This is a genomic window from Vicinamibacterales bacterium (genome assembly GCA_036496585.1).
In the GTDB taxonomy this organism is placed as follows: Bacteria; Acidobacteriota; Vicinamibacteria; order Vicinamibacterales; family 2-12-FULL-66-21; genus JAICSD01.
Genome location: DASXLB010000006.1, coordinates 61736 through 75937, shown reverse-complemented (window position 1 = coordinate 75937; position 14202 = coordinate 61736). Strand labels below are relative to the sequence as shown.

The 14202-nt window shown below is 68.4% G+C and carries 14 protein-coding genes and 1 tRNA gene; 7 read left to right on the top strand and 8 right to left on the bottom strand.

All coding sequences use genetic code 11. The features are described from left to right. Positions 1–596: hypothetical protein (locus VGI12_02385; protein ID HEY2431491.1), on the bottom strand; the 596-nt coding region annotated here is incomplete at its 3' end. An 87-nt stretch (positions 597–683) separates the two neighbouring features. Here VGI12_02385 and VGI12_02380 point away from each other — a divergent pair. Both VGI12_02380 and VGI12_02375 read left to right on the top strand, forming a co-directional pair. Then, positions 684–1073, top strand: a complete 390-nt coding sequence (locus VGI12_02380) for a BlaI/MecI/CopY family transcriptional regulator (GenBank protein HEY2431490.1) — start codon at positions 684–686, stop codon at positions 1071–1073. Beyond that, entirely contained in the window at positions 1070–2665 is a 1596-nt protein-coding gene (locus VGI12_02375) for a M56 family metallopeptidase (protein ID HEY2431489.1), read from the top strand. The genes VGI12_02380 and VGI12_02375 overlap by 4 nt, the downstream gene beginning before the upstream one ends. A gap of 19 nt (positions 2666–2684) precedes the next feature. On the opposite strand, the gene VGI12_02370 is transcribed toward VGI12_02375, so the two are convergent. After that, on the bottom strand, positions 2685–3530 hold the full coding sequence (locus VGI12_02370) for a sugar phosphate isomerase/epimerase (GenBank protein HEY2431488.1): 846 nt from the start codon (positions 3528–3530) through the stop codon (positions 2685–2687). Positions 3531–3552: 22 nt separating this feature from the next. Between VGI12_02370 and VGI12_02365 the strand changes: the two genes are divergently transcribed. Then, positions 3553–5748, top strand: coding sequence for an alpha-amylase family protein (locus VGI12_02365; protein ID HEY2431487.1), 2196 nt, complete (start codon positions 3553–3555; stop codon positions 5746–5748). Positions 5749–5756: 8 nt separating this feature from the next. On the opposite strand, the gene VGI12_02360 is transcribed toward VGI12_02365, so the two are convergent. Beyond that, complete coding sequence (locus VGI12_02360) at positions 5757–6278, bottom strand: peroxiredoxin (protein ID HEY2431486.1); 522 nt, start codon at positions 6276–6278, stop codon at positions 5757–5759. A gap of 471 nt (positions 6279–6749) precedes the next feature. Beyond that, a complete protein-coding gene (locus VGI12_02355) occupies positions 6750–6899 on the bottom strand; it encodes a lmo0937 family membrane protein (GenBank protein ID HEY2431485.1) in 150 nt (49 codons plus the stop codon). 170 nt (positions 6900–7069) lie between these two features. On the opposite strand from VGI12_02355, the gene VGI12_02350 reads away from it, so the two are divergent. The 3 genes from VGI12_02350 to VGI12_02340 are packed head-to-tail and all read left to right on the top strand — an operon-like array spanning position 7070 to position 8694. Further along, positions 7070–7894: a hypothetical protein gene (locus VGI12_02350; GenBank protein ID HEY2431484.1), complete on the top strand. Its 825-nt coding sequence runs from the start codon at positions 7070–7072 to the stop codon at positions 7892–7894. A gap of 12 nt (positions 7895–7906) precedes the next feature. Then, positions 7907–8179, top strand: coding sequence for an acylphosphatase (locus tag VGI12_02345; GenBank protein ID HEY2431483.1), 273 nt, complete (start codon positions 7907–7909; stop codon positions 8177–8179). After that, positions 8179–8694 (top strand): adenine phosphoribosyltransferase, encoded by a 516-nt coding sequence (locus tag VGI12_02340; protein ID HEY2431482.1) that lies wholly within the window; start codon positions 8179–8181, stop codon positions 8692–8694. Before VGI12_02345 ends, VGI12_02340 begins: the two co-directional genes overlap by 1 nt. 16 nt (positions 8695–8710) lie before the next feature. Here the strand turns inward: VGI12_02340 and VGI12_02335 are convergent. Then, positions 8711–8787, bottom strand: a tRNA-Arg gene (locus VGI12_02335). 49 nt (positions 8788–8836) lie between these two features. Between VGI12_02335 and VGI12_02330 the strand changes: the two genes are divergently transcribed. Beyond that, entirely contained in the window at positions 8837–9580 is a 744-nt protein-coding gene (locus tag VGI12_02330; protein HEY2431481.1) for a hypothetical protein, read from the top strand. A gap of 90 nt (positions 9581–9670) precedes the next feature. Here the strand turns inward: VGI12_02330 and VGI12_02325 are convergent, their stop codons facing one another. The 3 genes from VGI12_02325 to speB form a co-directional block, all read right to left on the bottom strand. Further along, positions 9671–10033: a hypothetical protein gene (locus VGI12_02325; protein ID HEY2431480.1), complete on the bottom strand. Its 363-nt coding sequence runs from the start codon at positions 10031–10033 to the stop codon at positions 9671–9673. A 261-nt stretch (positions 10034–10294) separates the two neighbouring features. Further along, on the bottom strand, positions 10295–13192 hold the full coding sequence (locus VGI12_02320; GenBank protein HEY2431479.1) for a sigma 54-interacting transcriptional regulator: 2898 nt from the start codon (positions 13190–13192) through the stop codon (positions 10295–10297). A 101-nt stretch (positions 13193–13293) separates the two neighbouring features. Then, a complete protein-coding gene (gene speB, locus VGI12_02315; protein HEY2431478.1) occupies positions 13294–14202 on the bottom strand; it encodes an agmatinase in 909 nt (302 codons plus the stop codon).

The following is a 14202-nucleotide window of genomic DNA, read 5'->3' as shown; positions in this document are numbered from 1 at the left end:
TCGTCGCTGCTCGTGTACTCGTCCTTGTAAAGGACCTTCTGGAAGGTGCGCCCGCCGTCGGTCGTCCGGAAGACGCCGCGCTCGGCGTTCGGGCCATAGGGATGGCCAAGCGCGGCGACGAACATCGTATTCGGATCGCGCTGCGAGACGTCGATGTGCGCGATCATCTGGGTGTCGGGCAGGCCGAGATGTGCCCAGGTCCTGCCGGCGTCGGTCGACTTGTAGACGCCGTCGCCGGTGGCCAGATCGGGGCGGATGATGCCGGCGCCGGTGCCGACGTAGATGACGTTCGGGTCGGAGGGCGCGACGGCGATGGCGCCAATCGATCCGGTGGATTCGCGATCGAAGAGCGGCTGCCACGTCGAGCCATAGTCGGTCGTCCGCCAGACGCCGCCGTTGTCGAAGCCCGCATAGGCGACGTTGGGCTGCGAGGGCACGCCGGCGACGGCGCGGGCGCGCCCGGCGCGGGTCGGACCGATTTCGCGCCAGTGCATGGCCGCGGACGGGTCGACGGCGGCGGACGATGAGGGGGCCTGCGACGCAACGGTCGCGGCAGTGAATCCAAGCACGAGGGCGAGCGCCGAACTACTACGCATGTGCGTAGCATATACCGGCCGTCGCGAGGCGTTGACAGGGCAGGCGGAGTCGTGTTATTTACATCGCATGTTAGTTATAAAAATAACATGTCCCGCAACACCGCCCCGCACCTGACCAAGCGCGAGCGCCAGATTATGGACGCGCTCTACAAGCTCGGACGCGCGACCGCCGCCGAGATCCGCGTCCGGCTCGACGGCGCCCCTGCCGACTCCACCGTGCGCACGCAGCTGCGCGTGCTGGAGGCGAAGGGCCACGTCCGCCACGAGGAGCACGGGCTCCGCTACGTCTACATGCCGACCGTGCCGCGGCACTCGGCACGCCGATCGGCGCTGCGTCATCTCGTCGACACCTTCTTCGACGGCTCGGCCGCCAACGCCGTCGCGGCGCTCGTCGGCGGGGAAGGGGCGCGTGTTTCCGACGTCGACCTCGATCGCATCGTTCGTCTCGTCGAGGCGGCGCGGCGGGGGCAGCCATGATCGCGGAATTCGCCGTTCGCACGTCCGCGGTCCTCGCTGCCGGGCTCGTGCTCCGCGCGGCGCTCGTCCGTCAGTCGGCGGCGCTGCGCCACAGCGTCGTCGCCGTGACGCTGCTGTGCTCGGCGCTCGTCGTCCCCGCGTCGCTGGTGCTGCCGTCCTGGACGATCGCGATGTCGGTGCCGGCGCGGCCGGTGCCAGCAGCAGCCATCGATAGTCCGACAGCCGCTCGCGCCGCCGCGACGGCGAGAACCGCCGATAGCGTCCCGTCCGTCTCGAGGCGGTCGATCGCGCCGCTCGTGTGGACAGCGGGTTTCCTCGTCGTGATCGGCACGCTGGTAGCCGGCGTTTCCCGGCTGCGGCAGATCGCGGCTCGCGGCATCCGCGTGGAAGCGCCGGCATGGACCGAGACCGCGCGGGCGGTGGGCGCAGCCTACGGACTCCGGCGCGGCGTCGTGCTGATCGAAGGCACGTCGCCATTCGTCGTCGCCACGTGGGGACTTCGGCCGGCACGCGTCCTGCTGCCACCGGGAGCGTCTTCGTGGGATGACGCGCGCATCCACGCCGTGTTGGCGCACGAGCTCGCGCACGTGGCGCGCGCCGACTGGGCCGTGCAGATCGCATCACAGGTCGTACTCGCCGCGCTGTGGTTTCATCCGCTGGCCTGGATCGCGTGCCGCCAGCTGCGGCGTGAGAGCGAACAGGCCTGCGACGATGCGGCGCTGCAGCGGGGCATCGACCCGCCCGAGTACGCCAGCCACCTCATCGCGCTGGCCCGTCTCTGCCGCCGGCCATCCTGGTCGGCGTGGATGCCGGCCCTGCCGGTGGCCCACCCATCTGCCTTCGAAAGGAGAATCGCTGCCATGTTGAACAGCCATCTCGATCGCCGTCCCCTTTCTCGCCGCACGGCTGTCGCCTACGGCACCGCCCTCGTGGCGGTGGCGTGCGTCGTCGCGGTGCTGCACGCCGCGCAGGCGCCGCCCGCCGCGCTCTCGGGCAGCGTCTACGACCCATCGGGCGGCGTCCTGCCCGGTGTCGCCCTTACGCTCAGCGCGCCGCAGGGGCCGGGCGTGCAGGCGACGACCGACGGCGCGGGTCATTTTGCGTTTCCGGGCATTCCGGCGGGCCACTACTCCCTCTCGGCAGCGGTGCCCGGCTTCCACAACCTGCATGAGGACTTCGACCTGACGACCGCGTCCGACTGGGATCGCGCCGTGACGCTGCCGGTCGGCACGGTGCGCGAAACCATTCACGTCAGCGCGACGCGAACTCCGCCGGCAGCGGCAGCCGTGGGGCCCGCGCCGATTCGCGTCGGCGGCAACCTCCGCGCGCCGATGAAGGTGCGCGACGTCAAGCCGGTATACCCCGAGTCGATGCGCGCCGCGGGACGGGAAGCGGACGTGCAGATCGAGGCCACGATCGCGCCAGACGGATCGGTGTCGGCCGTCCACGTGGTGAGCACGCAGACCCATCCCGACTTCGCGAGCGCAGCCATCGACGCCGTCCGCCAGTGGCGCTTCTCGCCGACGCTGCTCAACGGCAAGCCGATCGAAGTGGTGATGACGGTGACGGTGAGCTTCGGTTTGTCGGATTGAAGACTGCAGACGGCAGTCTTCAGTGGGCGAGCCGCTTCCAGTTGTCCAGACAACGGCGAGCCATGGGCAGCTCGCCGCCCTGCTCGTTGCCTGTCTCCTGTTCGATCAGGTAGTACTCGACGCCACCGGCGGCCTCGGCGGCGGCGAAGATCGCCTTCCACGGGGCGTCTCCTTCGCCGAACGCGGCGTGGTAGCCGGCCGACGCCGACCAGTCTTTGCAGTGCACGCTCTTGATGCGGCCTGGATTCGTGGTGATCCACGCGATCGGATCGGCGCCGACTTCGACGCAGGTGCCGACGTCGAACTGCAGGACGACGTTCTTCGGCGTGTTGGCGGCAAGCACGTCGATCGGCCGCGTGCCGTCCACCGGCTGCCATTCGATCTGGTGATTGTGGTAGCCGGTCGCCATGCCTAGCGGCGTGAGCTGCGCCGCGGTCGCGGTCAGCTGATCGGCGACCGCTTTCCACGCGTCGATCGTCGTGGAGCGCGGCGCGCTGGCCATGATCACGGCGCGGCTGCCGATGATCTGGTTCAGCTCGATCGCCTTCTTCAGGCCGTCGGCGGTGAACGACGGACCGTTGTTGTGCGTCGAGTGACAGACCAGACCGCTGTCGTCGAGGACCCGCCGCACGTCTTTCGCCTTGTCGGGCGTCCAGTCGAGATATGGCGCGTAGAACTCGACGATCGTGTAGCCCATCTTCCCGACGGCCGCGACCGTGCCGAGCAGATCCTTCGCCAGCTCGGTGCGCACCGAGTAGAGCTCGAGCCCGACCGGCACGTCGCGCGCGCCGTGCAGGGCAGACGCGAGCGCCAGCGGCGCGGCTGCCGACGCCCCGAGAAATGCGCGGCGTGACAGCGTCGTCATGCGCGCGAGTATACTCCGCGCCATGACGGACGAACGCGGCGGATTGACGCGGCGCGAGTTCATCGGAACGACCGCCGCACTCGCGCTGGCGCCGCAGACGGGACAGTCGCCCTGGTACCGCCGCGCCTACCGATGGGGCCAGACCAACATCACCGAGAAGGATCCGATCCGCTACGACATCGACTGGTGGCGCGCCTACTGGAAGCGTACCGAGGTACAGGCCGTCATCATCAATGCCGGCGGCATCGTCGCCTACTATCCCAGCCGGTTCCCCCTGCAGCATCGTGCGGAATTCCTCAACGGGCGCGACCTCCTCGGCGAATTGACGACCGCCGCGCACGGCGACGGGCTCTTCGTGGTGGCGCGGATGGACTCGAATCGCGCGGCTGAGGATTTCTTCCAGGCGCATCCCGACTGGTTCGCACGCGATCGCGACGGCCTGCCGATTCGGGCCGCCGACAAGTACGTCGCCTGCATCAACAGCCCGTACTACAGCGAATACCTCCCCGCAATCCTGCGCGAGATCATCGGGCGGAGCCGTCCGGACGGATTCACCGACAACAGCTGGGCGGGGCTCGGCCGAGAAAGCATCTGCCATTGCGACAACTGCGCCCGCGCCTTTCGCGCGCGCGCGGGCAAGGATCTGCCGGGCGAAGCCGACTGGAACGCGCCGGCCTACCGCGAGTGGATCATCTGGAGCTACGAGCGGCGGACCGAGCTGTGGGATTTCAACAATCGCGTCACCCGCCAGGCGGGCGGCCCCGACTGCGTCTGGGCCGGCATGAACAGCGGGTCGGTCACCGCGCAGGCGCGGTCGTTCCGCGATCTCGCGGACATCGGCGGCCGCGCCGCGATCATGATGCTCGATCACCAGCGCCGAGACGACGACACGGGATTCCAGCAGAACGGCGACACGGGCAAGCGCGTCCACGGGCTGATCGGCTGGGACGCGCTCGCGCCCGAGTCGATGGCGATGTACCAATCAGGCCCCGGCTACTACCGGGTCGCTGCCAAGCCCGCGGCTGAAGCGCGGATGTGGATGATCGCGGGCATCGCCGGGGGCATCCAGCCGTGGTGGCATCACGTCGGAGCCACAGCTGAAGACAGGAGGATGTACGACACCGCGGAACCGATCATGCGCTGGCACAAGACGCACGAGCGGTATCTCGTGAACCGGTCGCCGGTGGCCACCGTGGGGCTCGTCTGGTCGCAGCGCAACACGGATTTCTTCGGCCGGGACGATCCCGAGACGCGGGTCGACGCTCCCTATACCGGCTGGATGCACGCGCTGGTCCGCGCCCGCATTCCGTATCTGCCGATACACCTGGATCGTGTCGACCGTCACGTGGCGATTCGCACCCTTATCTTGCCCAACATCGGCGCGCTCTCTGACGCGCAGGCGGCCGCGCTGCGGCGGTTCGTCGAAGGCGGCGGCTCGATCGTGGCGACGGGCGACACCGGCCTCTACGACGAGCACGGCGACCCACGGCCCGACTTCGCGCTCGCCGATCTCTTCGGCTGTCATCGCGCCGCGGCGCCGCTCGGCGCCCGGACGCCGCGTGCGACCGGCAGTCTGCACACGTATCTGCGACTGCCGACCGACGCGCGATCACGCCATGAAATCCTGCGCGGCTTCGAGGATACCGACGTCGTGGCGTTGGGGAGCACGCTGGGGCCACTCCGTGTCGACGCGGGCGCACGGGTCGCCGCGACCTTCGTCCCGCCGTTTCCGACCTATCCGCCGGAGACGGCCTGGATGCGCGTGCCCTCGACGGACATTCCCGGCATTGTCCTATCGGAGCGGGGAAGCGGCCGCGTGGCGTACCTGCCGGCGGATCTCGATCGACGGTATGCGTCCGAACACCTGCCGGACCACGCGCGGCTCCTTGGCAACATCGCGCGCTGGGCCGCCCGCGGCGACCTGCCGCTCGAGTTCAGCGGCACGGGTCTCATCGACAGCCACCTGTACGAGCAGCCGGGACGGCTGATCCTGCATCTCGTCAACCTGACCAGCGAGGCGACGTGGCGCGCGCCGCTCGACGAACTCATCCGCGTCGGACCGTTCGACGTGACGGTGATGCACGAGCGCCTCGCCAGCGCCGCCGGATCGGTGCGGCTCCTGGTGGCGGGACAAACAGCAAAGGCCGCTCTGTCGAACGACAGGGCGGCCTTCAGAGTGAACGCGATCGACGACCATGAGGTCGTCGTCATCGAGTAGCGCGGCGGCTACTTCTTTTCGGGAACGCCGAGCTCCTTGAGGTGCGCGAGCAGTGTCTCGCCGGCCTTTTGCGTCTGGTTGGCGCCCGTCTTGTCGACGAGCAGGATCTTTCCGTCCGGGCCGATGTAGAACGACCACCGTTTCGCGAAGGTCGGTGCGTCGGGCTGCGCCGCGCTCGGCGTGCCGAGGACGCCGTAGAGCGGGGCCACCTTACGGCCCGGATCGCTCAGCATGACGAAGTCCGCGTGCTCTTTCTCGGCGAACGCTTTGTTGTCTTCAGGTGTGTCGACGCTGACCATGAAGTAGGCCACGTCGAACTTGCGAATCAGTTCCCCGCTCTCACGGAGCGAGTTGCATTCAGCCGTTCAACCACCTGTGAATGCCTTCGGGAACCAGGAGAGGACGACGAACTTGCCCTTGAGGTCGGCCAGCGTGTACGTCTTGCCGTCGGTACCCGGAAGACTGAATTCCGGGGCTTTGTCACCAACTTTGAGCTCGACGGGTGCGGACGGGTCCTGGGCGAACGTCATGGTTCCAGTGAGGCATGCAAAGGTCGCGGCGGCCGTTAGGGTGAACCATCGGGACATGCCAGCTCCTTTCATGTGTAGCCCGTACGATAGCACGCGGAAGGATGTGGCACCCGTTCAGTGCCATCTCAGAAGACGCCCCCAGCGATATGCATACAGGTATTCGGAGCGGCAGTTTGGGCAGATCAGCGACCCGAGCCAGCTTCCCGAACGGCGGTTCTGCTCGACACATTCCAGTCGGCAGCTGCATCGCGCACATACGAGGGCCGGCGTGGCGCGGACTGCTCCGGCCGGGGTCGGGCTCGGTTGGGACTTGGAGATGTCGACCTCGTCCGGGATCGATACCTCAGCAACGCACGTGTCCGCAACAAAAAACGGCCGAAATCGGCCTGGCCAACGAGCTTCCAGGTCGAACGGCCGGCCGTTTCAGCCAAGCCATTGGCCCGCGGCCAACGGCTTGACTGGTGTATGCGCCTAGACCGTTCGCCGGCCGCTGACCAGCCCGACCACGAACAGCACGAGCGCGATCACAAGCAGCACATAGATGAAGTTGCCGAGCGTGTACCCGCTGACCAGACCGAGCAGCCACAGCACCAGCAAAATCACCGCAATCGTAAACAGCATCCCTTGCCTCCTCGACACCGGAACAGCACGGCGCGTGCCGGTTTTGGTGGGTCAATGATTACGTACTGCCTGCCGCGGCCAGCCGGTCAGCCTCAGCCGCAGGCCGCCCCTTGGACTCATCGAGACCGTATTTCTGAGATAGGTCCTGGACGGCCAAGTAGGATGAGCGCATGCATCCCGACCGCGAAACCAGCAGCTACGGCGAATCGCACCTGCGCATGTTGCGGGTTGTCGCACGCGGCGATCGTCACGATCCGCACGACCTGACGATCGGACTGCGTTTCGAAGGACGGCTCGACGCGATGGTCCCCGGGGAAACCGTGAAGAACCTCGTGCACCGCGTCGTGCGCGATCACGAGGGGTCGGCGCCGGTCGAGACGCTCGCGATTGCGATCTGCGAGCACGTCCTCGGCGCCCACAGCTCGATCGGCCGCGCGCGGGTGGAGATCGCCGAACAGCCGTGGACGCGGCTCGACGCCGGCGGCAAGGCGCAGGGACAAGCCTTCACGCCAGCGGGTGCCGAGCGGCGCACGGCGGTCGTCGTGGGTAGCGGCACTCGCGTCGCGGTACAGGCCGGCCTCGAGAATCTCGTGCTGCTGCGCACGGGTCCCTTCAAGCCCGCGGCGCCAGGCCGCACGTCCTCGGAGACAGCGTCCGACGCGCCGCCGCGCCTCTACGTGGCGGCGCTGGGCGCACGCTGGAGCTACTCGGGCGGCGAGATCGCCTTCGCGCCGTATCGGATCGGCATCCGACAGGCGATCGTCGACACCTTCGCGTGGCACACGGGACCCTCCGCGCTCGACACGCTGCGTGCGATGGCCGACGTGCTGCTGGTGAGCTATCAGGACATCGCGCAGGTCACGCTGACGCTGCAGGAGCGGCCGTACCGGCCGGTCGATCTCCTCGAGCTCGCACTCGAGCCAGACAGGGTGTTCGTCGCGCACGACGAACCGGTCGGCCTGTTGGAAGTCTCGGTCGAGCGGAGCGGGATATAATCCTGCGTTCTCATGCGGACGGCCCGACGGTTTCTGATCACCGGACGTGTGCAGGGCGTCGGGTTCCGCTGGTTCACGCATGACGCCGCCGCGCGCGAAGGGATTCACGGGTGGGTGCGCAACCTGCCCGACGGCGCCGTCGAGGCGTTCGCCGAGGGAGACGCGGAGTCGCTGCAGCGGCTCGAGGCCGCGCTCCGGCGCGGGCCGGCGTCGGCGCGCGTCGAGACCTTCGTCACCGAAGACCATCCGCCCGCCGGGCGCTTCACGGAGTTCGAGATTCGCTAATGGACGCACTCAAGAGCCGCATCCGTCACGTTCCTGATTTCCCGAAACCGGGCATCCTGTTCTACGACGTCACCACGCTGCTGCGCGACCCGCAGGGGTTCAGGCTGGCGATCGACGCCATGGCGGAGCCGTACAGCGGACAAGGCATCTCGGTCGTCGTCGGCATCGAGAGCCGCGGCTTCATTCTCGGATCGGCTGTCGCCGACCGGATCGGCGCCGGTTTCGTGCCGGTGCGCAAGGTCGGCAAGCTGCCGTCGAAGACCATCCGCGCCAGCTATGCGCTGGAGTACGGGACCGACAGCCTCGAGATCCACAGCGACGCCATCGAACCCGGACAGACGGTGCTCGTGGTCGACGATCTGCTCGCGACCGGGGGGACCGCGCGCGCCACGCTGGATCTGGTGCGACAGCTCGGGGGCGACGTGCGCGGCGTGTCTTTTCTCATCGAGCTCCTCGCGCTTGAAGGACGCGCGAAGCTGCCGGGTGAGCCGGTGCGTGCCGTGCTGCAGTACTGAGCGGCGTCGGGAAAGTTGGTGCGCCCGGCAGGACTCGAACCTGCGACCCCCGGTTTAGGAAACCGATGCTCTATCCTGCTGAGCTACGGGCGCGTGGCCTGGTGGGGCCTCAGGATACTGGTAGAATCGTTCTTTCTCACCCATGAAATCAACCGAACGTCACAAGCTGAAACAGAACGAGTTCGAGCGGACGATCGCGCAGGCGCGCCAGGTGGTCGCCGAGCGGCAGTCGGAGATTACGACCTCGATCATCGCGGTCGTGGCAGTCCTGCTGCTGGCGGCCGGCTACTTCGCGTTCCGAGCCTCGCGCAACAACAAGGCTACGGCGCTCCTGGCGTCGGCTCTCGCGGTTGCCGAGGCTCCGGTCGTCGCGCCGCCTCCACCGGCCCCCGGCAGCGCGCCGCCGATTCAGGCGCCCGGCACCTACCGCACCGAGCGCGAGCGCGCGGAAGCCTCGCTGCCGAGTCTGCAGGCCGCAGCCGATGCCTACCCGAACACCGATGCGGGCATCACGGCGCGCTTCCGTCTGGCCGCCACGCTCGCCGTGCTCGGCCGGAACGGCGAAGCAGAGCAGCGCTACCAGGAAGTCGTCGCCAAGACCTCGACGCGGAACATTTATCACTACACCGCACAGCTTGGGGTCGGCGAGGCGCGTCTCGCGCAGGGCAAGGCAGCCGAGGCCGTCACCACGTTCCAGGCACTCGCCACCGACAGCAACTCGAGCCTGCCGGTCGACGGTGTCCTGATGCAGTTGGGGCGCGCGGCCCTGGTGGCCGGTAAGCGCGATGACGCGTCGCGCGCGTTCACACGCGTGACGAACGAATTCCCACAGTCGGTCTATGCCACCGAAGCCAGAGAGAAGCTCGCGGAACTGAAAAGGGCCTGACCGTTCAGAACGGACAGGCCCTTAGAGTTGCTCTGGATACATGATATCCAGTCGTCTCGAGTCTCATGCAGGCACGTTGACGGCCTGCGACTACGCCGTCAGGCTGACCTGCGGCGCGGCCACCGGCTGCGCGGAACGGGCCGGCTCGACGAGCAGCCGCAGCGCATAACCAGAAGGGCCGCCGATCGCGCGGTTGTCGTCGCCGACGCGGAATACCGCCGAGAGCACGTTGGGCTTCTTCAGGGCCGCGGGCAGGTCGGGGTGGTGCCGCGAATCCCGGTCGATCTGGAAGTACACCAGGCGATACAGGGGGATGGCGGCGCCATTCAGGCAGTCGACCGACACCCCATATTCGCTGACGTCGCGGGTCATCACCGACGCCAACCTGGTGTTGCCACGGGCGTCCTTCCACACGATCTGCCCGGGGACGACGACGTGACGACGATCGGACACGCGCTGGTCCGCGCGCGGCTGATGTCCCCCCTGAACGAGTCGTAGGCGCTGTTCCATGTGTGCTCCCTCCGGCTGGAAGTCCGCACTGGCCTATATCAATCTGCGCGCCGGATCTGGACCGCAAGGAGACAGACGCAGCTAACCATAGCTATTACAATAAGATACCAGCTCTACATTGAGCGCAGCCAGCCCGCGTAAAATAGGATACAAAGTATTCAATCTCAGGTATTACTGGATATATCGTATCCATCCTGAATCGGATCAGGCGCGCGCGCCGACCGAGATACCCAGGCGATCGAGCTTCAGATAGAGGCCGCGTCTGGTCAGCCCGAGGACACGGGCCGTCTGTGAGATGTTGCCGCCGCTGCGGTGCAGGGCCGCTTCGATCAGCTCGCGTTCGAGCCGCTCCACCGCGGCGGCGAGCGTCAGATTGCGCGCGGCGCGCGTGGGGGTGGGGCCGTCGCCGCCCGCGAACACCGGCGACAGCAGGTCCGGGGTTATGGTGCCGCCCGACTGGGCCATCGCGACGGCGCGGTGAATCTCGTTGCGAAGCTGGCGCACGTTGCCAGGCCACCCGAACACGTCGAAGAGATCCAGCGTATCCGCGCTGAGGCGCACGTCGGGCTTGGCAAGCCGCTCGGCAGCTTCGCGCAGGAAGAACGTGCTGAGATGCGGAATCTCCTCGCGTCGATCGCGCAGCGGCGGCACGTGAATCCGGATCACGCTCAGGCGGTAAAAAAGGTCCTCCCGGAATTTGCCCTCAGCGACGCGCTGCTCCAGATCGGCGTTGGTGGCGGCCACGACGCGCACGTCGACGCGGATCGGGCGCGTCTCGCCGACCGGCAGGATCTCTCCCTGCTCCAGGAATCGCAGGAGCTTCGGCTGCACGTCCAGCGGCAGGTCGCCGATTTCGTCGAGGAAGATCGTCCCGCCACCCGCGCTGCGGATGACTCCCGGCTGATCGGCGACGGCGCCGGTGAAGCTGCTGCGCCGATGTCCGAACAACTGGCTGTCGGCCAGCTCCCGCGTGGCGCTCGTGCAGTTGTAGGGAAGATAGGTCGCCTGTCCGCGCGGGGAGCCGGCGTGGATGGCGCGCGCCACGAGATCCTTGCCCGTCCCTGATTCACCGGTGATCAGCACGGTGAGATCGCTGCCCTGGAGGCGCTGGATCTGGTCGGCCACCCGCTGCATGGCGCTACTGGCGCAGACGAAGCCCGGAAGCAGCGGTTCGAGCGAGCGTTCGAGTGTGCCGGCCGACGGCTCCGCGGGGCGGTCGCGCGCCGAACACAGCTCGAAGCCTTGACGAAGTACCGCACAGAGCGTGCGAAATCGCTGCATCGTCGGGACCGCGAACGGGCGGCTGGACGACACCAGCGCGAAGCGCGGCGTCGTGCCCTCGTGGCCAATCGCCTCGACCAGCAGCAGCGGGGCACGCCCCGTCCCGGGGATCCGCGCGGCGGCGGCGGCCACGCCGCGCGCCGTGTCCACGTCGCAGCCGGCCGCCGCCGACACGACGACGTCGCCGCGTCCGGCACGCAAGAAGACGACAGACGCCTGGCCGTCGCACGCCTCCAGAAGCGCCGTGGCCCCTTCTCTGGCCAGCAACGCCGGCGTCACCGCGGCGTCGACCAGCCGCCGGACGATCGCGGCGTCGCCGTCGACGCCTGCGCCGAGGAACGGCCCGGTCGCCGCCGACGGCAGTTCGGCTAACGCCGTGCGGGTTTCGGCGAGGTCGGGCCGCGCATCGAGCGACTCGAAGATCGCGATCGCATCGCCCAGATAGCGCGCGGCGCGCGATCGCGCGCCCGAAGCGCCCGCGAGTTTCCCGAGCTCGCGGTAGCTCACACCCGCCTGGTAGCGCTCGCCGAGCAGATCGAAGACACTCACGCTCTGTCCGAAATCGTGGTACGCCTCTGTCGTTCGCCCGGTCATCGCGTGCACGCGGCCGCGCAGCCGCAAGAACTCTCCTGAGGTGCTGCCCATGCCGCCCGCCGCGAGGGTGATGCCCGCCGCGTTGAGCCGCCCGTCGGCATCGGCCACGCGCCCTTCGGCAAGCAGCGCCTCGACCGCGATGAGCTCCGCCTGAGTGGCGTAGGCGGGCGGCGCATCGGCGGCCCGCACAATCTCGGTCGCCGCCACCAGCGCCTCCGCCGCGTCGCCGCGGCGCAGAGCAACGCGCGCCTCGATCACCCGGACCGACCAGTGATACCAGCGGCTCGCCTCGCCGTAGGCCTCGAGCGACCGCTGCAGGCAGCGGCTTGCCTCGTCGTATTCGCCGCGGATGAGGTGAATCTGCGCGAGCGTGTCGAACACGGCCCCGGTCGTCTCGCGCATGAACTGGAGCGGGCTGCGCACGTCGAGCGCCCGGTTCAAGGCCTGCTCGGCGCGGCGGAGATTGCCGAGCCGCACGCTGATTTGACCGAGCGACGCGAGCGCGATGCCCAGCCCGTGCGGGGTCCCCGAGTCCTCCTGCAGCTCGACGCTGCGCTCGGCGAGCGCCAGCGCCTGATCGTGGCGATGCTGCATCATTGCCACGTTCGCCTGATTGCCGCTGACGGTGGCGACGACGTCGCCGGCCCGCACCATCAGCGCGAGCCGCTCGGCCTGGCGCAGCGCCGCCATCGCTTCGTCGAGGCGCCCCTCCTGCGCCAGCGACACGCCGCTCAACGAGTGGACCAGCGCGAGATTGCGGTGATCGCCAGCCGCGTGCAGCGCCGACGCCGCCTGCGCGATGTGGTCGCGGACGATGGCGGTGTCGCCGACGTGGCGGTAGCAGAGCCCGAGCTCGTAGTGCGTCAGACCGATCGCGCGCGAATCGTGGGCGCGCTCGGCCTGTTTCAGCGCGCGGCCGAGCAGTGCGATGGCACGCGACGGCTCGCCGCGCCCCATCGCCATACGCGCGTGCAGCCGCCAGAGGTCGGAGAGCCGGAGCGGGTGCAGCCGCTCGCGCTCCTGCGGCGGCTCGCCCAGCGTCTCGGCCGCTTGCCGCACGTCGTCCTGCTGAAGCCAGGCTTCGGCGAGGGCGCAGCGAACCTGGACGGCCTCGTCCCTGGTCAGGCCAGGCAGCTTCAGGGCGCGGACGAGGACGGCCGCGGCGTCGGCGCCGCGACCCTGACGAAGGGCGTCAGTCGCGGTGACGAAGACCTCGGCGAGGGTCACGGCGGCAGTATACGAGGTATACAACCGCGAGGGAAGCTCTCGAGAGCCAGGAGTGCGCACAACTGCGCAATCAACCCGGCGGGGGCAAACTCGCCGCTAGCTCACCCCCGCTTGGCGCGCGGATCCTTGAGGAACCGATAGGTGAGGAGCTTGTAGATCAACTTGGCACAGAGGAAGTTCGGCGCCACCAGGCCGGGAATCGGGCTGAGCTCGACGACGTCGGCGGCCACGACGTTCCGGCGCTCCGCCGTCGCGCGCAGCAGCGCGGTAATTTCCTGCCACGCCAGGCCGCCGGGCTCAGGGGTGCCGGTGGAGGGCATGATCGCCGGGTCGAGGCCGTCAACGTCGACGGTCACGTAGACATCGGGACCGAGCGAGTCGACGACTGCGTCGATCCACTTCGGATTGCTGCGCATGTCGAAGTCGTAGAAAACGGTTGTGTCGAGACGGGGGAGCACCTCGGCTTCCTCGGTCGAGAGGCTGCGGATCCCGACCTGCGTCACGCGCGCGAGCTCCCGCGCCCGGCGCATGGCACAGGCGTGATTGTGCGGCGTCCCCATGTAGGCGTCGCGCATGTCGGCGTGCGCGTCGATCTGGAGCACGGTCAGATCAGGATGCCGGCGCGCCACCGCCGAGACGAGCGGCGGCGTGATCGAATGTTCGCCGCCGATGGCGACGAGAAACTTGTCGCGGCCGACAATCTCGTAGGCAACGCGCTCGATCTCGTCGACGACGGCCTGCATCTCGCCGAACGGCAGCTCCATCTCGGGCAGCGTGCAGATGCCGACGGCATGCACGTCGGCGCGCATCTCCTCGTCCCACAGCTCCATGTGCGAGGAAGCCTGCAGGATTTCGTGCGGGCCGTTGCGGGTGCCGCCGACGTAAGACGTGGTCCGGTCGACCGGCACCGGCAGGATCACGACCCGAGCGTCGTCGAAGGGTCGCCGCGTCGGCAGCGCGCCCCCGAAGACGAGGGCGTCGGCGTGGTCGTACGAGAAGGGAAGCTCCAT

Coding starts and splice junctions, on each gene's coding strand:
- VGI12_02380 (HEY2431490.1), top strand. CDS start 684: ATGTCCCGCAACACCGCCCCGCACCTGACCAAGCGCGAGCGCCAGATT.
- VGI12_02375 (HEY2431489.1), top strand. CDS start 1,070: ATGATCGCGGAATTCGCCGTTCGCACGTCCGCGGTCCTCGCTGCCGGG.
- VGI12_02370 (HEY2431488.1), bottom strand. CDS start 3,530: ATGACGACGCTGTCACGCCGCGCATTTCTCGGGGCGTCGGCAGCCGCG.
- VGI12_02365 (HEY2431487.1), top strand. CDS start 3,553: ATGACGGACGAACGCGGCGGATTGACGCGGCGCGAGTTCATCGGAACG.
- VGI12_02355 (HEY2431485.1), bottom strand. CDS start 6,899: ATGCTGTTTACGATTGCGGTGATTTTGCTGGTGCTGTGGCTGCTCGGT.
- VGI12_02350 (HEY2431484.1), top strand. CDS start 7,070: ATGCATCCCGACCGCGAAACCAGCAGCTACGGCGAATCGCACCTGCGC.
- VGI12_02345 (HEY2431483.1), top strand. CDS start 7,907: ATGCGGACGGCCCGACGGTTTCTGATCACCGGACGTGTGCAGGGCGTC.
- VGI12_02340 (HEY2431482.1), top strand. CDS start 8,179: ATGGACGCACTCAAGAGCCGCATCCGTCACGTTCCTGATTTCCCGAAA.
- VGI12_02330 (HEY2431481.1), top strand. CDS start 8,837: ATGAAATCAACCGAACGTCACAAGCTGAAACAGAACGAGTTCGAGCGG.
- speB (HEY2431478.1), bottom strand. CDS start 14,202: ATGGAGCTTCCCTTCTCGTACGACCACGCCGACGCCCTCGTCTTCGGG.